Source organism: Prevotella multiformis DSM 16608, assembly GCF_000191065.1.
GTDB lineage: Bacteria > Bacteroidota > Bacteroidia > Bacteroidales > Bacteroidaceae > Prevotella > Prevotella multiformis.
Map to the genome: position 1 here is coordinate 717,419 of NZ_GL872282.1, position 20,707 is coordinate 738,125.

Sequence of the window (20,707 nt, forward strand, 5' to 3'; positions counted from 1 at the left end):
CCTGTGAAGCTAAAGTCCTGTCATAGCTATTAGCAGCTGAAGCTCTGTTTTCGTCATACTTTCTTAACACCGCATTTGCAAGCGTGTTCAAAGGTAGGGCTTTTTTTCAAATGCGTCTACTGCGGTATCTGAAATATTTATAACGACAGGTTGATTGTCGATATCTGCTATTAATGATCGCCCTCTTAATGCCACATTGTTTAAGCGTGGGTTGAGTGGCTCATCATCATATTGCTTGTAGTTCCTCCTGGGGGCAGACGGCTCAGGTACTCCTAACATTTCATGTCCTGCATTGTTTAAGAGATTCATGCCTCCAAAGCCGAGGAACATTAATTTCAACAGTGGGTTCTTACTGAATAAGCCTGCCGCGTTCGCTGCGAGCAAGGCGGCAGCCATGGCAAGGAGTATTCTTTTCATATTCATTCTACGAGCCCTCGGTAAAACTCCATTACATGAGACTCTCGAAAAGTGTAACTTATTGATAATCAAATATGATGTTCTGATATAAATAGAGTTTTGCAGGGGTCTCTCTACTGTTGTAAAGGTCGCTTTCTGCAGGTCCTCGTCCCGGCTGCTGCCTCCTACCAGCACCTCGAAGTCCCCCGGTTCTACGACGGACTTCATGTCGGGGCCGCAGAAGGAGTAATAAATAAGGTGAAAACACTTCTTCTGTTCATGCTGTTATCTTTGATTTCTGGTTTTTAGGATGTTACGCTTCTTTGGCCCCCTCGGCAGACATCATCGGATGCCCCGCCTGCGGCCAGTCGGAAAGACTGCTGCAAAGATAAGGGTTAAAAGCGTAAACTGCAAATACTATTTTAGCCAAAGTTGATACTTTATGGACAGGGTGGGCATTGCCGGTACTGCTGTTCCCAACCGGTTGGGAACAGCAGTACCGGACGCTGGGAATCACATTCCCAAGCGCCGGGAATCCCCGTCCCGGCCTTCGGCGGGATTTTCTTCCGTGCAGTTTAACATGTCGGGTCTGTGGTTTGACGTTCCGGGCCGACAGCTTTTCCGCTTACTTCCAAACTTGGCTGACGGGTTGAGGACTTATTTCTGATTGCTGCTGACAGTATATGCCTTTCCATGCAGGTATATTTCTGCTGAGGCCCTGTTCTGAAAAAACGCGTCGGTCTGTCGTTGACAGGGAATCTGTCCGCTCTTTGTGTCTTTACTTTTATGCGGCATCTTCGGCTTTTCCTTTCGGCCATATAGACAGAACCCATTGGGATCAAGCGTGTTATTTATAGTTAAATTATTTTGTCATTCACAAAAACAGCACTACCTTTGCACACCTGTCATTGGAATCCGGAAGGATTGACCGTATGGATAATGGCATCCTTATATCGTATTATAAGGTGTAAAACATCCCGCAAAGAGATTCTTGCTGTCCCGGCATATGCTCCGGACGTGCGCATGATATTCATCAGACATACACGGGAACGTGTCATGCCGCAGCCGGACGGACAGGGATTCCGCAAGGGCTCCGGACGGCAGCCAGTCCGGTTCCGGCTGATGCACGCATCAGCCGATTATAAAGAGAGATGCCGGCAGACGGCAGTTTTCAAAATCGTAATCACTAACGAAAGTTGACAATATGGAAAGAAAAATGTATGTTAAAGCTGAGACAGCTGTAATATCCATCGGCGAGAAGGAATATCTTCTCCGGACTTCTGTAAGCGGAGGGCATCACAGCGCAGAAGATGACGGCGAGTCTTTAAATGCAAAGCCGTCAAGCTTTTTCTTTGAGGAAGAATCTGCCGAAGACAAGAACTAAAGTAGAATGGAACACAAGTTAAGAAAAGGTAGAAAAATGAAGTATTCTTATTTTTGGGCTTTACCGGTCGCAGCCTTGCTTTCACTGGCAGGCTGCTCCAATGACGACACTTTGCAGGCGGACAACGGGAAGCAGCAGAACACGGTGCCCGCAGGAATGACAGAGTTCGCAGACGGGGGGCTGACCCGCACAGCAGGCACTTACGACGGTTCGGCGATAAAGTTTTATTGGACTTCAGGAGACAGGCTGTGGATCAACGACGCCGGCACTTTAACAATAAGCACAAAAGACAATATCACGGGCAAGGCTCCTACGGCCAAGTTCTATTTCCCCGGGATACTCACCGCGTCGAAATACAACGTACGTTATACGGGCAACGGCAACGCCCATGGCGACAAGGTGACCATAAGTACGGCCCAGTCGCAGAGCGCTCCTGACGATGCCTCGCACATCGGTACAGACGGAGACTGCGGCACGGCGGAAGCCACCAGGCAGGGGGACGGGAGCTACACCTTCACGCTCGCTCACAAAGCATCCTACCTCGTCTTTACGCCTTATTACAGCCCTGAGTTTGCAGAGGACGTGAAAGTGACGCAGATCAAGGTAACGGCAGACGAGGCAATTGCCGGAGAGTTCAAATTCGATGACAATGGGATAAACACGACACCCCGCCCCGCCGCAACTGCTGCCAACAGGAGCATAACGCTCACACTGAACGGCGGTTCGAATAACGGATTCGTCATCCCCAAGGCAGCAGACCATGAAAAGAACGCGGCCATAATGGTCCTTGCACCGGGAGAATATCATCATGTCACCGTGGAATACACCCTCTACGACCAGAAGACGCAGGTCCGCGGGACAGTATCCAAGACTTATAATGACATTACCTGCAAGGCAGGAAAGAACAAGAAAGTAAGCACCGATCTGGCAATCACACACTATTCGAGCGACAGATACTATATGTGGGACGCTGCCGTGGGAAAGAACGCATGGGAAGGTCATGAGAACGACCAGCCGATACTGAACGGAGGATCGAACGCCAGCTATCCAAAAACATCCGGTGATTCGAGATGGTATAACCCTGCTCCGTTCCCGACTTCTGCAACACGTTCGGCAGCCGCCTGCCCTAACGCCAACGAAATGCTGTGGTATGTCATGTATGGAGATCCTCACTGGGATCCTTCTCTCTGGTCCATCATGAAACATCTGTATGCCGGAGGCATGTGGCTGAAGAAACTCAGCGGTATCGCTGCAGACAAACATACGAATGTAACAGAGATGAAGAAGGCGGCTCCCGGTGGAACGGATTACACGAAGGAACAATCATATAAAATATATGATCAGTTTATTAAAGACAATAAAACCATTAAAGACGGCAGACCCGACAACCCGAATGATTATGTCTACTTGCCAGCTATCGGCACTTATATACTAAATAATGGGGAGTTGCGAAATGTCGGGGTCAGAGGATATTATTGGTCAAGCACACCACGCCCCTATGAAGCATTAAATGCCTATAATCTGTATGTTCAGAAAAATGAGGTACATACCGGATATGGGCCTCGCAACAATGCGCACTGGCTGTGGCCGCAATAAGACATACGCACCATCAGGCAGTCAACAGCAACCGTTGACTGAACCAAAGAAAACTCCTTATATGCCCGGCGGGCGTATAAGGAGTTTTCTTTGGTCCAAATCGGTATGTGCCGGAAGCTGCCGGCCGGCCTGTGTCCAGCCGGTCCATCAGGAAAGGGACGGAGGTGTCCCTATGCCTGCACCGCACCGGAGGCTCTCCGTTCCTGTGCGGATATGCCGGGCCGTACCTTGCAGGAGACCGTGGCGAAGGCGGGGGGAATACGCTCCGGATCGGCCAGAGAGGACGTTCCGGACGGATGCCCGGGAAAGAGAGACTGCCCCTTTATCCGATTCTTGGGAAGGGAGTCCGGCCACTATGCCCTGCCCTTCCGGGAGGGAATACGGCCACCATGCCCTGCTCTTCCGGAAGGGAACACGCTCCTTTATCCGACCTTTTAGAACTTTCAGGACAGAGAGGAGATTGTATTTTTCCATTCCAGAGACCTGTAATAGAAAGTTTTTTCCTATTTTTGCAGGCCGTAAGCCGCATCCGGCAGGCAGCTTCCCGCTTCCCGTCTGCCTCGTCTCCGCCGGCTGAAACGAAATACAGAACAGAATATGTCCATCCGAAAAAGACTCCAGACGCTCTCTTTCCGCACAGGTGTCATCATCCTGCTCATGTGCGTACCTTTCTATGTCCTGTCCTTCTCGCAGATGCTCCTTCCCCTTCCGGTCGCCACGAAAGGAATACTGTGGGCGGTGCTGTTCGGGCTGGCAAAGGCCTTCCAGTACAGTGGCATCGCCATCCTCGGCGTGGAAGGCTACAAGCGTGTCAAGGGCTGGTTCCGGCGGAGAGAATCCGCTCCCGGCGGCACAGACGCGGCGGCGGTACGGCAGACCCCGGCACGCTGCCGCCCCGATCTTTTCTCAGATCCGTCCCTCCTCGAGGGCATCCGCCTTGTCATCTTCGACTTCGACGGAACGCTCGGCGACTCCCGCCGGCTCATCACCGACACGATGCTCGCCACCATCGGGCGGCTGGGACTGCCCCGGCGGAGCCGTGAGGAGTGCGCCCGCACCATAGGACTTCCCTTGAAGGAATGCTTCTCTTCGATGATTCCGATGGACGAGGCGCAGGCGGAACAATGCGCCGCCACCTATACGGAGATCTTCAACGTGAAGAATGTGCCGGGTGCGGTGACGGCTTTCCCCGGTGTCGAGGAGACGCTCGGACGGCTGTCAGAAAGGGGGATTGCGATGTCCATCGCCAGCAGCCGCAGCCACCGGTCGCTTGCGGGACTGGTACACGACCTGCATCTGTCGGACTACATCAGCTACCTCATCGGGGCCGACGACACAGCGCATCAGAAACCGGCAGCCGACCCTGTCGTCCTTACGCTGCACCATTTCGGTGTCCGGGCGGACGAGGCGCTTGTCGTAGGCGACACCGAATTCGACATCCTCATGGGACGGAATGCAGGGACGCATACCTGCGGCGTGACATACGGAAACGGCAGCCGGGAAAGTCTGGAAGCGGCCGGCGCAGAGCGGATCATCTGTTAAATAATGTATATTTTCTTGGCATTTCCATGAGAAAGCCGTACCTTTGCATCCGCAATTCGGAAATACGGCTGCAAGGCCGTGAAGGATTGTCAACATATCACATCGCGGGTTGGAGCAGTTGGTAGCTCGCCAGGCTCATAACCTGGAGGTCGCACGTTCGAGTCCTGCACCCGCAACCATATCGTCTGGAGTTCTTATTGCTAAGAACTCCAGACTTTTTTGTGGATTCCCCAGAAAGCCTCCCCAAGCCCCTCCGAGGGAGGGGATGCAGCGCGATGACAAGCGATGATAAGAGGGAATAAGAGAGGATAAAAGGGGATGAGAGGGAATAAAAGGGAATAAAAGAGGATAAGAGAATAAGGGAACAGAGGACGGGGATTCCGTCAATTCTCGACCTTGTCAATCACAGGCTTCTTGATTTCCGGGGCAGGAGTCCGGACGACAGGAGCGGGGTCGGTCTGTCCTTCCGGGACATCAGGGACGATGACCGGCTCTTCGGCGGCGGCCGGTTCCTCCTCCTCAGGAGCAGCAGGGACAGGCTTCTCCCGCTTCTTCTCTTCTCTCGTTTCCTCTTCCTTCGTTTCCTCTTCCGTCAGGACAGGAGTCTTCGGACCGTTGTCGATGCCGATGACCTCTCCGGACATATCCACCTCGTATTTGCGGGGCGGAGCCATCTGGCGTGTCTCCATGAGCACGGCAAGGACGACCGCTCCTGCCGCCAGGACGATGGCACAGATGGACACGGGGAGCTTGTAGGTGGGTTTCTTCTTCATTCTGTTCTTTGTTTTCTGGAGCCTCCGCAAGCCCTCCAGCAGGAGGGAATGTGGCAGGCGGGGACGATAAGCGATGACAGGCGAGGATAAGCGGCAATAGGCGAGGATGACAGGGGGGGGCGGGGTGCGGCTACTCGGTAATCTGCATGCAGTAGGGCAAGGGCTGCTGGAGGGTGAGGAAAGTAATGGTGGGCTGGTTGTCCTTCGTGCAGATCAGCGTCCCCTTGTCAGCTTTCACGGCCCTGCCCATGTCGTAGCCCATCGCCTTCACCTGTGCCTGCAGTCCGGCGAAGGCGGTGCGGTTGAAGACATAGACGTAGACGGTCTTTCCGTCCTGTGCCAGCAGTACCATGCTGGAGTTTCCACGTCCCATGGCCGTGGGGACGAAATCCTTGGTCAGGTCCATGTTCTTCACCCAGTTGTGGTCTTTCCCGAACTCGTCGGACGACAGCCCCTTGTATCTGTAGCCCTGCTTCTCCAGCACCTGCCGGCCGGTGTAGAGCGTCTTCGTCTGGAAAATCCGGATGGCGTCGGCCACCGTGACGACATCACTTTGCGCCTGCATCCCCACGGTGATGAGGAGTGCGGCGATCAGGGAGAGTATCTTTTTCATTCTGTCTCATTAGATTGTCCTGTTCCGAGCGCCGCGGACATGCACCCGGACACGGCACTCCTTGCAAATTTATGAAAATTAATCAGGATGCGGCGGTGTCGGTTGTTTTTTTTAGTTTTTTTAATTCGAGGAGGGATTTCACCGCTTTCCGGGAGGCTGCCGGGGGATTTGGATGTTCCGGAAGTTTTTCGTAATTTTGCAGGGAAGTGTAGGAGGGGATAACAGGCGGTGACAGGCGGCCATAGGCGGAGAAGAAAATCAATGACAGAAGCCCGTCATGGTCTTTCCCGACTGCATTTTTCAAGAAACCAAAAAGAAAACAACAATGGCAAAATTAACAGTAAACAACTACGATGAGCTTGCTGCCCGACTGGGCGAGAAGCTCGGAGAGAGCGAATGGCTCCTCGTCGACCAGGAACGGATCAACCTCTTTGCAGACGCGACGCTCGACCACCAGTGGATCCACGTCGACCCGGAACGCGCGAAAGCGGAGAGCCCCTACAAGAGCACGATAGCCCACGGCTACCTGACCCTCTCGCTGCTTCCGCACATGTGGCAGGAGATCATCGAGGTGAAGAACCTCAAGATGATGGTCAACTACGGCATGGACAAGATGCGCTTCGGCCGCCCGGTCCTCGCCGGCTCGCGTGTTCGCCTCGTCGCCACCCTCGCCGGCATCGAGAACCTGCGGGGCATCTGCAAGGCCGGCATCAGCTTCCGGATCGAGATAGAAGGCGAACGCAAGCCGGCACTCGAGGGGATCGCCACCTTCCTTTACTATTTCGAGTAGGCGAGCACAGGCAATCACGGGCGGATAAAGTAGGGAAAGCACCCTACTTTACCGCATTCCCCTTGCTGTCCTTCCTCGACAGCGAGGCGACCTTCACTTCAAAGTCGGCAGTGGTATTGTTGTCGTCCACGAACTTCTTTCCGTCCCATTTCCTCATCAGCGCAAGTCCGGAGAAAATGGGGTAATCGCTCTGTTTCATGCTGGCGGACGACACGTCCGTGACGGCATTGTATCCACGGTCCAGCTTGCTCGGGCGCATCTGGAACATACGGCGCGGGCAGATGGTGATGCAGTCGATGACGTTCTCAAAGGGAATCTCTATCGCATAGAAATCGCCGAAAGCACTGCTCGTGACGGTAATGTAGTGCAGATAGCCCTTCCCGTCTTTGGTGTCGGCATAGTTCTTCCGGAAGTCCTCGGGTGTCCAGGGCAGTTTTATCAAGGCGATGCCGTTGCTCTCCGATATGTTGGAGAACTCGTAGGAAGGACCTATGTTGCCCTTGCTGTCCGTCGATGTGAGAATGGCGTTCAGGTCCGGCACATCCGGATTGTTCTTGTGTCCGGGGTCGTAATTGATGTTCGTCCATTCAAAGTCGGCCTTGCTCAGGTCCAGGAAAGCCCCCAGTCCGCCATACATCTTCAGGTCTTCCCCCTCCAGTTCCGACTCGAAGCGCGCCTTGTGGTCGATGGCATACTTCGCCACGATGATGGTCTGCCCCGGCTTTACGGGATAGTCATTGCCCTTTCCGGGGAAATAGGAGATGCCCGCCGCTCCGTAATAGCGGTTGACGAAGTCGTCCTTCGGGGCGAACTGTATCGCCTTGCTCGGGTCGATGGCATTGTCGCACAGAGCCAGTCCGTCCAGGTATTTCACCTCGCCGGTAGGATTGTAAATGGCGATGTACTGGTCGTCGTTGTACATCTGGTTCATGTTCTTCATGCCCCATGCCTTCACGTCACGGTACCAGTAATGGCCTACGTAGAACACTTCCTTGATGATAAGGTGGTCCAACTTCGTCTTTGAGGTGGACTGCTTCACGGGCATTTCGTTGCGCGTACAGCTGCCCAGGCCGAATAACATCAGGCCGAGGAGCAGGTATGCGGTCAGTCTCTTTTGTATCATTTGCTTTGTCATATTCTTTGATGATTATACGTTTTATTCTGTTCCCGACCGTCAGGGAATGCTGTTCCCAGTGCCCGGTACAGATGTTCCCGGCCGGTCGGGAACCTGCAGTCTGTCTACAGGAACCAGTTGCCGAAGCCTGATCCGCCGCCGATTCCGTGCGTCTGGACATTCTGTGCGGCCTCCAGCGCGTCGAGCGGCGACAGACCGATTTCGTGTCCTAAGTAGAAGTAGAGCGGGTCGTTGGGGTCGATGGTCGTAGGATCCGTGTCGAAACTGCTGCAGAACACCTTGATGGGGATGTTGAACCGGAACAGCTCCTTCCATTCCGAGTCGGCCCCGTACTCCTTCGGCTCGTCCGGGTTGTAGAATTCCGAACAGATGAACGGACTGCGGAAGACGTAGGTGGAGTGGCGGTTCAGATACTCCTCTTTCGGTATCAGTGCTTTCTTCCCTTTCGGGCATTTCATCACCCGCACGGAGAGATAGAACTTGGGCAGGAGATAGGACGGACGGGTGTAACGGCCCGCCTCGCCCGTAGCAGGATCCGTACGGCGTGTGATTTCCAACGGCCATTCCTGATGGAGGGCGTCGTTCTCGTCGGCCTCGATGTCGAAGTTGAAGTGCCCCTTCAGCCCGACACGGTCCTGGTCGTAAGGTGCGACGGCCCAGTCGGCATCCTCGCGCGTCAGCGGCGGGAGCAGCCGCTGGTTGAACAGTTCGCGTGCGCCGTCGGCCATGGCATCCTGGATCCATGTGTCACGATAGGTGTACTCGAAGATCTTGGGCGTCAGGCCGGCCCTTTCCTTCCACGTCTTCGAGTTGGCGAAGTACGGTGACGGAACAGGGGTCGTGTCGACCGTTCCGCCTTTCTTCCAGTCGCCGAACTTGTCCCTGTTCGGTTTCCACGTCCCGCGGCAGTCCATCACCTCGTAGGGATTCCCCTTGTCGTCCACCTCGCTCACGGTGAAGAATATCTGGTATTCGTCCGAACGGTTCAGGATGTCATCGTTCATCAGCCTTCCCTCCTTGTTGAAGAAGTACAGGCAGAGTCCCCATCGTTTCAGCTTGCCGCCGATGATGCGGATGTAGTCAGGTCCCGTCTTCCCGTCGGCCTGTTCCAGATAGGTCACCGTGCTCTGCCGCTGCACGTCCACCGTCGGCCATTTGCCGGTGTTGTTGTGTACGATGACGAACTCTTCCTGCTTCCAGGGAGCGTTCTGATAGACAAAGTTGCCGTGCATCAGGGCATCGCCGTGCGAATGTCCCTCCTTGAACATCGCCAGGCAGGTTGCCCATCCGTTGAAGGCGCCGTCGGGGTCGGGGTTCGCCATGTCGCCGGACACCTTCACTTTCGACAGGCTGTCCACGTAGCGGTCGGCTCCGCTGCGGGCGACGCCCTTTGCGCCCAGCGGGTTCTCATTGTAATCGACGTGTACGTTGCCGAAAACGAAGTCGTCGCACGCCGTGAAGAGCAGGGCGGCAGCCGACAGCAAAAGAATATTCTTGAATAGCTTGTTCATCTTCCCAGTCTTTTTTTTACATCAATACTACGTTCTGTCTGTACTGTATGAAGAAGTCGCGGGGCTGCGTAAGCATACGCCACAGCTGCGCCTTGTCGGCTGCCGGATAGAACCGCTTTACGTCTTCAAAGCACTTGTCTTCTCCGTCCTTCGTGTTCGCTATCACACGGACAGAGAGCGGATAGTCAATGTCGAAGCTGTCCCAGCCCGGCTGCAGCTGGTTGAAGTCCCACAGGAATCCGTGCTCGCTGTTGTTCGTATTGCAGTATTTCGCCGGCTTCTCCGACTCTCCTGCGTGCTGCTGCCCCTTGTTCATGATATGGCAGATGCGCACCTGCAGCTGGAAAGCGATGTCGGCCCGGTGGAACTGCATCACGCCCTTGAAGCCGAGACGGTCCATGTCCGAGCCAACGTCGAGGCTGCGCTTCTGGCGGAGGAAGCCTACCGTGTGGCCGTACCGCTGGCGCGGCGCTTCGGTATCGGGGTCGGTGAAGTCGTCGTTGTAGGCCTCGGTGAAGAGCTTGCCCAGTTCCTCCTCCACAGGGTCGGTGTCTCGGTATTCGTAGGTGAAAATCTCCGGGGTGATCCTGTTCAGCTCCATCGGGTCGATTGTCTTGAAGAGGCGGTAGGTCTTTCCGCCGACTGTGTAAGGCTGCAGAGCTTCCGGTTTCCCAGACACCTCGATGGCTTTCCAGGCCAGGTCGACATCAAACGGCACCTGGTTTTTCCCCAGTACGAAGCCGTCAGGGGCATAGATGTTCGAGGTGGAGAACTTGGTTGCCGGTTCCGGATTGCCGTCTTTCGCACGGAAGGTATAGCGGTCGTAATAGGTAGGCTGTGCCGCCAGAGAGCGCGGGTAGGCCATCTGCAGGCCGCGCACCTGCTGTCCGTGTCCGGCGGAAGTGCTGTCTGCCACCTCCTTGTCCAGCGATGCGTTGCCGATGCCGAAGAAATGCTGGTGAACCAGGAGCGTCGCATTGTCTTCGTCGGGGATGTTGACGCCCTCCTTGTCCTTTGTGAAAGGATAACCGGAGAACTGGTGGTTGATCAGCATGCCGTTCTGGTCGTAATACTTCAGTTCCAGCCCGTAATAGATGTCGTCTGAAGCAATCACGTCGAAGCAGTCGCGCTCGGTCGTGATGGTCATCTGTCCGTCGTCATCCTTGGCTATGTCAATCTCCTGCATGACAGGGATGGACGTGGCACTGCTGACAAGATGATAGGTGTTGTAGGCCTGTACCGAGTCGTTGCCGTCAGGTCCTACGCCGATCATGCCGCCTTTGTAACCCATTCTCAGGATGGCATGCACGGCATAGATCTGTTCGTGTCCCTTCACGTCACGTTCGATGGACGAAGGAGGCGCCTGTACGATCTTCTTGAAGAACTCGTCCACGCGGTCGTTGGAGCAGCCTGCGAAGAGCAGTCCTGCGGCCATGACGGCCGACAGAAGCCGTATGTTTTTATGCTGTTTCATATTTTTCCTGTTATTTAGAACTTAAACAATGTTCGCAAGGAGAAGTTCGCCCCACGCTCGTGGGCGTAGTACCTGAAGCGGTCGGTGTACTCCTTGTAGAGTGCGTTGAGGATGTTCTCTCCGACGACCATGAACTTCAGTTCCCGCTTCTGCGGCAGTCCGATGCGGAACTCCGCCGTGCCGTTCAGCAGGAAGTAAGCCGGCGGCGAGTCGGGGACGAGGTCTTTGTCCGGGTCGAAGCGTGTCTGCTTCGTGACGTAGATGCCCGACAGCGAGAGCGACGAACGGTACTTGTGGTCCTTCGTCAGCGGCAGGTCGTAGGTGGCGGAGAGGCCGTAGCGGTCGGAGGGCATGAAGGGCAGCCAGTCGTCGTGGGTGATGTTGCGTGCGAACATCCATTCGCCCTTGCCCACGAAGGTGAGTCCCTGGACGGGCTTTACCGTCGCCTCGATGTCACCGCCATAGAGTTTCACATCGTCCTGGTCGTAGATGAACTTCGGATATTTGCCGCTGGGGTGGTTGTGGAAGCGGTCCTTGCCGGTCCCGATGTGGTCGTAAATGTAGCTGTTGATGCGCTGGAAGAAGAAGCTCGGTTCTATGGAGAACCATGTGTTGCGGTATTTCGTACCCAGCACGAGCTTGTAGCCGCGTTCACTGGCAAGGTTCTTGTTGCCTACCACCCAGTAGGAACCGTCCTGCAGGCCGATGGCGTAAAGTTCGTTGATGTCGGGCGGCCGCCATGACCAGCCGATATTGGCACGCGCGTCCCACTTGTCGCTGAACTGGTAATGCGTGGCGAAACTCATCGTGAAGTTGCTGTAGAGCTTGAAGTCATCATAGTAAGTGTAGTTGCTCAGGCTGCTGTAGCCGTTCACGGACAGCACCCGGAAGTCGTAGCGCATGCCCAGCGCACACTGCAGCCTGCCGAATTCCGCCTTGTGCAGGAAGTATCCGCCCATGGAAAGGGCAGCGAAATTGGGCACGAAAGCCGGCTGCTTGGTGCCGGGATAGTTGAAGTTGGTCTGGTAGGTGTTGGAGAGTCCGGCATCCGTCGTCATCTTCCACAGTTTCCACTTCGCATGCCAGAGCACATCGAACTTGTAGGTCTTCAGCATCAGGTCCTGCACCGGAATCCAGCTCCACTGCGCCTTCTTCCTGTTCTCGAACTCCTGGCGCAGGTTCTCCTGGAACGACAGCGTGAAGTCGAGCTGATGGTTCTGGCTGATGTTCCACTTCAGCTCCCCCTTCAACGTCACGTGCTGCGACTGCTGGAAAGGAGGCTTGATCTCGTAGGAGAAGGGCTTGACCGTCTCCGGGTCAGGCCGGCCGTATTCAAAGCGTTTGATCAGCTGTGACAGGTCGGAAATCTTGCTGGCATAATAGATGCCGCTGCGCTGGTAATAGATACTCGTGAAGAGGGTCGCCGTCAGTTTCCTGCCCTGCCAGCCGGCAAGAGCCGACAGGCTGACGGTGTTGTAGCCGGTGTTGTTCAGCACGTAGTCGGCCGTATGGTAGTCGCCGCCCTTGGTGTACATTCCGTGCAGGCGCAGACCGAACTTCCGGTAGCCGGTCTCTACGCTGCCCGACCCGCTGAAGCCGCGCGCGTTGGTGTCGTAGCCCATGTTGACGTTTCCGCTGACCTTTATCTTCTTGTTGTCGTAAGGCAGGGGGGCGTCGTTCAGCAGAACGACACCGCCCATGGCGCCGAAACCGTAACGGATGCACTCTGCTCCCTTCACCACTTCCACCATGCTCGACCCCGTATAGTCGAGCTCGGGCGCATGGTCGGCGCCCCAGCTCTGGCTCTCCAGACGCACACCATTGTTCATCAAGAGAATACGGCTGCTGTGCATTCCCTGTATGACCGGCTTTGCAATCGTGTTTCCCGTACTGATGGAACTCACGCCGGGGACGGTCTCAAGCAGCTTCGCCAGGGAGGTAGCCCCGCCTTTCTCAAGTGCTTCCTGACTGATGGCCGACGACTGCTGCAACACGCTTGTATGGCGTTTCTGTGCTGTGACGGTCACGTTGTCCAGCAGCTTGGAGTCGTCTTTCAGCTGCAAAGTCACGGTGCGGTCCGCCGGTATGACAACGACCTTCGTCATCGTCTTGTAACCGATATAGGAGACCGTGACTTTCACCCGCTCTGTGGCGCGCCGGAAATTGACGACGCAGCGGCCGTCGATGTCGGTGACAGAAGGATTCGCGACACCCTCACAATGTACGACGGCACCGATGAGCGGATCCTGTGACTGTTCGGCGACGACCCGGAAGGTAACGGATGATCCGGCATCCTTGTCCTCTCCGCCGGCAAGTTCCTTCCCATGTGCCGACAGCGATGCGGCAATGGGTGGCGAGAAGAGGAACAGGGAACAGAAGATGAGGGCGGAGAAGACGTGTCTGCCACGCCGCCTTTCATAGTTCAAATTCGATTTGTTCATATACTCAGATGATACTTTTATTTATGTGCCCAGATGACATCTTTCACGTATTCAGACAGTTTCTTCTACGTACCGGATTGCATCTGTTTCTCAGTTGATATTTTTGTCCATGTGCTCAGACCGCATCTTCCGTCTGCTTATCCAGCCTGCATTTCTTTGCTTTCGGACAAGCCCGCTTCCTCTCCTGTTGCTGCAGAGGAGGGAAGGCAAATCCGTATGTTTTACCCAGGTTCAAGACTGAGTCCACAAAGGTTGTAGATGGAGTCTGTCTTGTCTTTTCAATCTTTTACGATTTCACGGCTGCAAAGTTAAAAGAATAAATCGTATTGCACAATACTTACTTTTAGTGAAATTGAGTTCCCTCTGGTGAGTCTTGGCGATTCATCTGCCCTGGGGAACTCCTCCGCCCTTTCCCCAAGAGGAAGGGAAGAGGCGGTGTGCGACCACCTGACCGCCCCCGGCAGTAATCATTGTGCGGTATCCGCCATGTGTGTGATACGGGTACGGTTCTGCATACCGCATCTGCTTCTTGTAAATACCGACCATAAGGTTCTTTCCGCTGCGTACATCTCTCTGCTCGGTCCATCGTATAATTTTCTACGGAAAACATTTGCATATCTTGTTTTTTTTTACGAATATTGCAGACGAATATTGTTGACTGTTGAAAGTCTTGAAAACTAAAAACAAATCTATGAAGAGAATCCTGCTGAGCCTGCTGCTTGCGACTGTCAGCTTCACCGCCTATGCACAGCACTTCATCACAGACACCGCCTTCAGGCAGAAAGTTGAAAATGCGTTCCATGCCAAGATGAAACTGATCGGCATGAAGTTCTATGACACGCACGGTCTACGCGTCTCTCCCGAAGAGGAAGAGGCACTGCATTTCCTGTATGCCTATATGCCCATAGCCGATGCCACGGACTATCCTACGGCTTACCACCTGAACAATGTGCGCACAGCCCTGCGTACAAGGACGGCGATGGCTTGGGGCAAGACCGTACCCGAACTGCTCTTCAGACACTTTGTCTTGCCCATGCGTGTGAACAACGAACCGCTTGACAGCTCGCGGGCCGTCTTCTATCGTGAACTGAGCGGGCGGGTGAAGGGCCTGTCCATGAAGGATGCCATACTCGAAGTGAACCACTGGTGCCACGAACGTGTCACCTATGAGCCTTCCGATGCACGAACATCGTCGCCCCTGCAGTCTATACGGACCGGCCGAGGACGCTGCGGAGAGGAGAGCACGTTCACCGTGGCCGCCCTCCGTTCCATCGGCATTCCTGCCCGACAGGTCTATACCCCCCGTTGGGCACATACCGATGACAACCATGCCTGGGTGGAAGCCTGGGCAGACGGGAAATGGTACTTCATCGGTGCCTGCGAACCCGAGGCGGTCCTCAATCTTGCCTGGTTCAACGAGCCGGCCTCCCGTGCTATGCTCATGCACACCCGTGCGTTCGGTGACTATGAAGGCCCGGAGGAGGTGATGCTGCGCACCAGCAACTTCACGGAAATCAATCTTATCGACAACTACGGCAGTACGGCAAGGATTGATTTCAAGATTGTGGACAGGGAAGGAAAGCCTGTCGATGATGCCCGGGTCGACTTCAAGATCTACAATTACGCCGAGTTCTACACGGCCGCATCGAAATATACGGACAGAAAGGGGGAGACCTTCCTCTCCGCCGGCAAGGGCGACATGATAGTCTGGGCATCCAAGGACAACCAGTTCGGATATGCCAAGGCCTCCTTCGGGAAAGACAAGTCCGTCACCATCAGGCTTCTCTATAACGAGAAGAACATCCCCAGGGAGACGGACATGGACATCGTCCCGCCTGCCCAGAACGCTGCTCTCCCTTCCGTGACCAAGGCACAGCGAGAAGAGAATGCACGCCGGCTGGCTTATGAGGACTCCGTCCGCCATGCTTATATCGCCACGTTCCCGACCGAAGAGACGATGAAGAACTACCGTTACCCGGCAGCCACACCTTATATAATAAAGGCGCGCGGGAACTGGAAGACCATCAAGGCTTTCGTGGAGAAATATGCCGGCAGACAGGAACGCGCCCTCCGGCTGCTCTCCACACTGAGCGACAAGGACCTGCGGGATATGCCGATGGACATTCTGGAGGACAACATGAACGCCCGAAGCAGCCAGCTGTGTCCGCGCGTGGAGAGTGAGATGATTCTTGCCCCCTACAAGAGGTTCTTTGAGAAGGTCTTTGCCAAAGATTCGGCACGCTTCAGAAAGAACCCTGCCCTGCTGGTGGAATGGATCAGGAAGAACATCCGCATGAATCCCGACGGGCAGGCGATGCGGATTCCGCAGACACCGACAAGCGTATGGAAAAGCCGTATCACCGACTGGCGCAGCCGTGACATCTTCTTCGTGGACGTGGCACGCAGTCTGGACATAGAGGCACGCATGGATGCCGTGACAGCGAAGATACAGTACCGTCAGGGAGGGAAATGGGTGGACGTGGACTTTGAGTCCGAGGCGCAGCAGACAGCCAAGACAGGCAGGCTGGTGCTCAGCTTCAGGCCTGACGGCTTCCTCGATGACCCGAAGTATTACAGCCACTTCACCATCAGCAAGATCGTCAACGGGCGCACCTGGCTGATGACCTTCGACGAAGGACAGCTGGATATGGGAGGCGGAGCGACATGGTCGAACACTTTCAGGAACGGATCAACGCTTGATGAAGGAACTTACCTCCTCGTCACCGGACAGCGCATGGCAGACGGCAGCGTCCTTGCACACAGCCGTTTCTTCCGCATCGAACCGGGGAAGACGACGACACTGCCGCTCGACATCCGGCAGGAGAGCGAAGGGGTGAAGGTCATCGGCAGCTTCAACAGCGAGGACCTGTTCGAGAAAGACGGCGGAAACGTGTCGATACTGAGCCAGACCGGACGCGGCTACTATGTCCTGGGCATCCTGGGCGTGGGACAGGAGCCGACCAACCATGCCCTGCACGACATCGAGAAGATGAAGGACAAGCTGGACAAGTGGGGCCGCCCGTTCGTGCTGCTCTTCAAGGACGAGACGGAGGCACGGAAGTTCCAGACGCAGAAGGGGGAGTTCCCGAATCTGCCGAGAAAGACCATCTTCGGTATAGACAAGGACGGCAGCATCCAAAAGGAGATCGCCAGGGAGATGAAACTGCACAATGCCGGCCAGCTGCCGGTATTCATCATCGCCGACACCTTCAACCGGATCGTCTTCCTGTCGCAGGGCTATACGATAGGACTGGGCGAGCAGCTCGTGAAGACAAGCAGCAGACTGTGAGATGAATCACGGATGAAAGAGTGAAGCCGACACCCCACTGCCTCCGCATGCCACGAGGCAACCGGCGCCGGCTTCATCCCCTGGACTTTCTCTCTGACTCCTTAAAAAATGAAACGAACAGACTTTGAGATAGAAATCTGTGCCAACAGCGTGGAGAGCTGTCTGGCGGCACAGCAAGGCGGAGCAGACCGCGTGGAGCTCTGCATGGGCATCCCCGAGGGCGGCACCACCCCTTCGTACGGCGAGATAAAGATGGCAAGAGACGTGCTGACGGAGACACGGCTGCACGTCATCATCCGGAACCGGGGGGGCGATTTCCTCTATACGGAGCAGGAGCTGCGGCGAATGGCAACGGACATTGACCTTTGCCGCAGGCTGGGCGTGGACGGTGTCGTCTTCGGCTGCCTGACGGCTGAAGGCGACATCGACAGGGCCGCCAATGCGTTCCTGATGGCGCACGCAAAAGGGATGAGCACCACTTTCCACCGCGCCTTCGACCGGTGCCGCAATGCCGGGAAAGCCCTGGAGGAGATCATCGGATCGGGATTTGACCGGATCCTTACGTCGGGACAGCAGCCCACAGCAGAACAGGGAATCCGACTGCTCCGGCAGCTCCACGAACAGGCGGGCGGACGTGTGAAGATCATGGCAGGCTGCGGGGTGAACGAACAGAACATCGCACGGATCTGCCGGGAGACGTCGCTCCGGGCTTTCCATTTCTCGGCACGCGAGCCGCAGCACAGCAGGATGGACTATGTCAACCCCTCCGTCTACATGGGGGCGGAAGGGGCTGACGAAGACACGGTCATGCTGACGACAGAGCGGAGGGTGAGGAACACCATCGAGGCGCTGACAGCCCTGCCGTGAGGAGGAATCATCCCCGGAAAGAGCTTCGCAGCAGCCGGAAGCGGAAGAATCTGGCTGAAACCGCAGCCGGAAGAGCTTCACAGAGGCTGCAACCGGGCAGGCTCCGCAGCGGTTGCAGTCTGTCTGCCCGAGGCTCTCGAAAACAAAAAAGGTTCTTCCGTTAAATGTGTGGATGCTTTTCGTATGGCTTTAACGGAAGAACCGGAGTGATTCGTTCAACAAAAACATAGCCAAGACCGTCAACTGGCTATCCTGATATCATTCCCCGATACAAAGACCTTTTCATTTTAATCCGTTGAAAATGCAGATAAGATTTTGAAAAAGGATTACACAATTTCAGACAAATCATCTGCGAATATAAAAGACACGTGCAAAAAACAGGTTTGCAACCAGCAGTCAATCAACTGGTTATTAAACCGTTTGTAAAAGGTGCCTGATTGGACTCCAAAAGGGCGTTAGTAACACGCTAAAGGAGCACCTGCTGCAAGTCAATCAGGCGTCTTTCAGGAGCCAGAAGGGCATGTGTCAGCTTTGAACCGCATAAAAATATTTACAGACACCGATGAGATGAGAATAAGTTGTCTGCGGAATCCGTCAGAGGGCAGTCCCCGAACCGGACCGCGCACTTGAAAACAAAGCTGGCTGACCCGTATGTGGCGATACGGATCAGCCAGCCTGTAATTCCTTATTCAGCAGCCCTGCGGTACTGGGCGAGCAGCCACTGCTTCTGCTGGGCGATCGTCAGATGGCTGTTGTCGAGTTCGACGGCATCGTCCGCCTTGCGGAGGGGGGACGTCGCCCGGTGCGAGTCGATATAGTCGCGTTCCTGTACGTTCCTGAGAATCTCGTTGAAATCGGCTTCCATTCCCTTTGCCTTCAATTCGTCGTAACGGCGGCGGGCACGCACCTCGGCGGAAGCCGTCACAAAGACCTTCAGTTCGGCATGGGGGAACACCACCGTGCCGATGTCGCGTCCATCCATGACAATCCCTTTCTCCGCCCCCATGCGCTGCTGCTGTCCGACAAGCGCCTCGCGGACGAAAGCGAGAGCGGCGACAGGGCTCACGTGCGAGGACACCTCCATGGTGCGGATGGCACTCTCTACATTCTCTCCATTGAGATAGGTGTCCGGCCGTCCCGTCTCGCTGTTCATGCAGAAACTGATGCGGATATGCTCCATCTGCCTGCGGAGCTCCTGCTCGCGGACCGTTCCGTCGGCATTGAAGAGGTGGTGGCGCAGCGCATAGAGCGTGACCGAACGGTACATGGCGCCTGTATCAACATAGATGTAGCCGATTTCCCTGGCAAGGTCTTTTGCCATCGTGCTCTTCCCACAGGAGGAGAAACCGTCGATGGCGATGGTTATTTTCTTCATTGTTCGTTGTTTTCTTTAGATGTTGAGGGTGCTCCGGCCTCTTCCGGGAGGGGACGGCCCTGGTCTTCCAGAGGGGAAGCGTGACAGAAGCCGGGAAGCAATGACAAAATCCGGCGGGCCGTCAAATGGCGGCTATCTCGTCAAGGGAGAGGCCTGCCGCCCGGGCGATGACTTCGGAGGAGGTCCCCAAGGGACGCATCCGACTGGCCGCCCAGTCGAACCTTACGTATTTGTCGTGTTCCTCCATCTTGCTGTCCTCCCGCATTCTCCGGTCATCAAAAGACATGGCCTTCTTGCAGGCCGCCCACATCGGTTACCGGCCTCCTGCGGCTTCAGTCTCCGTTCTGCTGCGACTTTTCCCATTCCTCCCATGCCCTGGCACTGGCCTTCCAGTCGGTCATCTCGCCCGCCTCGATGGCGTGCCGCTCCCGTTCGGCCTGGTCGTGCGCCTTGTCGCGTGCCCGCTTCGCCTTCATGTCGGCAATGGTGGCATCGTCGAGCACCTGGATGACACCCCTTCGGATAGCCTCCTGCAGGTCGGCCTCGCCGAAAGCCCTGCCCGGCTCGTTGAAGTCGGAGATGTTGAACTCGTAGACCGTGCGGAGGTCGTGGCGCACCAGCTTCTGCCTGGCCCGGTTGCCGGCGTTCTTCAGCCGGAGCAGCCTTGCAATCTCCTCGATTTCGTCCTGTGCGAACTTGTTTCTTCCCATTGTTTATTTTCCTGTTCTGTCAGCCGTCCCCGGACTTCCTGTCTGCGAAGATACCAACAAATTTGCAATGCTGCAAGTTTTTCAGGCTGAATATGCAGCACGGCGGCAGGTTCCAGATCGTTTTCGGATTGTCGGAAAGACAGGAACTTCTTGCCGGGACTTTCCAATAGGGACTTTCAGGGAGAGAGGTCCGCAGAAAATCATCTGGAAATTTGGCGGTTTCAAAAAGTATGGTTACATTTGCAGTCCGATTCAGCGGAATCTGTCAGAGGACAGGAGGGATACGGGATCCATCTTCCGGGATATGCCTCCTCGGACATCCTCATCACCATGGGCTTGTTTGGATTTGACGGCAAGACGAAATGGTACGTAAGCACGCGGAGCATCGTTGACTGGCTCCTAAATCTCAGTGATCGAAAAATTAATTGGCGAAAACAATTACGCTCTCGCTGCCTGACCGAAGTACAGTAGGTTACCGGCTTTATCCGGCTATCAGATAGCCGGACGGGACATCGCTCCGAGGATGTGTTTCCGAATCCGGAGATCAAGCGATGCAGATTCAATCGGAAATAGTCTGTACAGGCCTCGCTGCACAGATGAAACTTTAGAGGATAAGATGCCGGTTGGTGGTCCAGGTCTTGCCGGCATACGAAAACTGAAGGCTGGAATAAACGTGTAGAAAGCGTATGGTTTCCTTGTGCGGACGTGGGTTCGACTCCCACCAGGTCCACCAGATGTACACTGAGCAAGGGTTTTCAGGGTATGGTTTCAATCAGATAATCGCCTCAGCTTGTAGAAGCTGAGGCGATTA

The 20,707-nt window shown here is 55.3% G+C and carries 16 protein-coding genes, 1 tRNA gene and 1 other RNA gene; 8 read left to right on the forward strand and 10 right to left on the reverse strand.

Annotation, left to right across the window (positions count from 1 at the left end; all coding sequences use genetic code 11):
* Positions 1-87: 87 nt before the first annotated feature.
* Positions 88-417: a hypothetical protein gene (locus HMPREF9141_RS12630; RefSeq protein WP_257009550.1), complete on the reverse strand. Its 330-nt coding sequence runs from the start codon at positions 415-417 to the stop codon at positions 88-90.
* Between the two features lie 1,183 nt (positions 418-1,600).
* Between HMPREF9141_RS12630 and HMPREF9141_RS02920 the strand changes: the two genes are divergently transcribed.
* The 4 genes from HMPREF9141_RS02920 to HMPREF9141_RS02940 all read left to right on the forward strand — a co-directional run bounded on the left by HMPREF9141_RS02920 (position 1,601) and on the right by HMPREF9141_RS02940 (position 5,097).
* On the forward strand, positions 1,601-1,780 hold the full coding sequence (locus tag HMPREF9141_RS02920; RefSeq protein WP_007366968.1) for a hypothetical protein: 180 nt from the start codon (positions 1,601-1,603) through the stop codon (positions 1,778-1,780).
* Between the two features lie 36 nt (positions 1,781-1,816).
* Positions 1,817-3,376: a fimbrillin family protein gene (locus HMPREF9141_RS02925; protein WP_040554392.1), complete on the forward strand. Its 1,560-nt coding sequence runs from the start codon at positions 1,817-1,819 to the stop codon at positions 3,374-3,376.
* Between the two features lie 597 nt (positions 3,377-3,973).
* Positions 3,974-4,918, forward strand: coding sequence for an HAD-IA family hydrolase (locus tag HMPREF9141_RS02935; RefSeq protein WP_007366970.1), 945 nt, complete (start codon positions 3,974-3,976; stop codon positions 4,916-4,918).
* A gap of 103 nt (positions 4,919-5,021) precedes the next feature.
* Positions 5,022-5,097: transfer RNA gene (locus HMPREF9141_RS02940), tRNA-Met, on the forward strand.
* Positions 5,098-5,301: 204 nt separating this feature from the next.
* On the opposite strand, the gene HMPREF9141_RS02945 is transcribed toward HMPREF9141_RS02940, so the two are convergent.
* Together HMPREF9141_RS02945 and HMPREF9141_RS02950 are read right to left on the reverse strand one after the other, a co-directional pair.
* Complete coding sequence (locus HMPREF9141_RS02945) at positions 5,302-5,691, reverse strand: hypothetical protein (RefSeq protein ID WP_007366971.1); 390 nt, start codon at positions 5,689-5,691, stop codon at positions 5,302-5,304.
* Between the two features lie 130 nt (positions 5,692-5,821).
* Complete coding sequence (locus HMPREF9141_RS02950; RefSeq protein ID WP_007366972.1) at positions 5,822-6,304, reverse strand: hypothetical protein; 483 nt, start codon at positions 6,302-6,304, stop codon at positions 5,822-5,824.
* A gap of 325 nt (positions 6,305-6,629) precedes the next feature.
* Here HMPREF9141_RS02950 and HMPREF9141_RS02955 point away from each other — a divergent pair, with 325 nt between their 5' ends.
* Positions 6,630-7,094 carry a MaoC family dehydratase gene (locus tag HMPREF9141_RS02955; RefSeq protein WP_040554177.1) on the forward strand — a complete coding sequence of 155 codons (465 nt, stop codon included), beginning with the start codon at positions 6,630-6,632 and terminating at the stop codon, positions 7,092-7,094.
* Positions 7,095-7,137: 43 nt separating this feature from the next.
* On the opposite strand, the gene HMPREF9141_RS02960 is transcribed toward HMPREF9141_RS02955, so the two are convergent.
* From HMPREF9141_RS02960 to HMPREF9141_RS02975, 4 genes are all read right to left on the reverse strand, one after another.
* Positions 7,138-8,229 (reverse strand): DUF4876 domain-containing protein, encoded by a 1,092-nt coding sequence (locus tag HMPREF9141_RS02960; RefSeq protein ID WP_007366975.1) that lies wholly within the window; start codon positions 8,227-8,229, stop codon positions 7,138-7,140.
* 104 nt (positions 8,230-8,333) lie between these two features.
* Positions 8,334-9,740 carry a hypothetical protein gene (locus HMPREF9141_RS02965; protein WP_007366976.1) on the reverse strand — a complete coding sequence of 469 codons (1,407 nt, stop codon included), beginning with the start codon at positions 9,738-9,740 and terminating at the stop codon, positions 8,334-8,336.
* Between the two features lie 16 nt (positions 9,741-9,756).
* Positions 9,757-11,214, reverse strand: coding sequence for a hypothetical protein (locus HMPREF9141_RS02970; RefSeq protein ID WP_007366977.1), 1,458 nt, complete (start codon positions 11,212-11,214; stop codon positions 9,757-9,759).
* Between the two features lie 14 nt (positions 11,215-11,228).
* Positions 11,229-13,655 (reverse strand): TonB-dependent receptor, encoded by a 2,427-nt coding sequence (locus tag HMPREF9141_RS02975; protein ID WP_007366978.1) that lies wholly within the window; start codon positions 13,653-13,655, stop codon positions 11,229-11,231.
* Positions 13,656-14,346: 691 nt separating this feature from the next.
* On the opposite strand from HMPREF9141_RS02975, the gene HMPREF9141_RS02980 reads away from it, so the two are divergent.
* On the forward strand, positions 14,347-16,944 hold the full coding sequence (locus tag HMPREF9141_RS02980; RefSeq protein ID WP_007366981.1) for a transglutaminase-like domain-containing protein: 2,598 nt from the start codon (positions 14,347-14,349) through the stop codon (positions 16,942-16,944).
* 108 nt (positions 16,945-17,052) lie between these two features.
* Positions 17,053-17,811 (forward strand): copper homeostasis protein CutC, encoded by a 759-nt coding sequence (locus HMPREF9141_RS02985; RefSeq protein WP_007366982.1) that lies wholly within the window; start codon positions 17,053-17,055, stop codon positions 17,809-17,811.
* A 685-nt stretch (positions 17,812-18,496) separates the two neighbouring features.
* Here the strand turns inward: HMPREF9141_RS02985 and cmk are convergent.
* From cmk to HMPREF9141_RS03000, 3 genes are all read right to left on the reverse strand, one after another.
* The gene (cmk, locus tag HMPREF9141_RS02990) at positions 18,497-19,186 is read right to left on the reverse strand and encodes a (d)CMP kinase (RefSeq protein ID WP_007366983.1); all 690 of its coding nucleotides are present in this window, start codon (positions 19,184-19,186) and stop codon (positions 18,497-18,499) included.
* A gap of 121 nt (positions 19,187-19,307) precedes the next feature.
* Positions 19,308-19,472, reverse strand: a complete 165-nt coding sequence (locus HMPREF9141_RS02995) for a hypothetical protein (protein WP_156792409.1) — start codon at positions 19,470-19,472, stop codon at positions 19,308-19,310.
* 46 nt (positions 19,473-19,518) lie between these two features.
* On the reverse strand, positions 19,519-19,896 hold the full coding sequence (locus HMPREF9141_RS03000; protein WP_007366985.1) for a hypothetical protein: 378 nt from the start codon (positions 19,894-19,896) through the stop codon (positions 19,519-19,521).
* A gap of 332 nt (positions 19,897-20,228) precedes the next feature.
* Here HMPREF9141_RS03000 and ssrA point away from each other — a divergent pair.
* Positions 20,229-20,629, forward strand: a transfer-messenger RNA (tmRNA) gene (gene ssrA, locus HMPREF9141_RS12635).
* Positions 20,630-20,707: the final 78 nt, after the last annotated feature.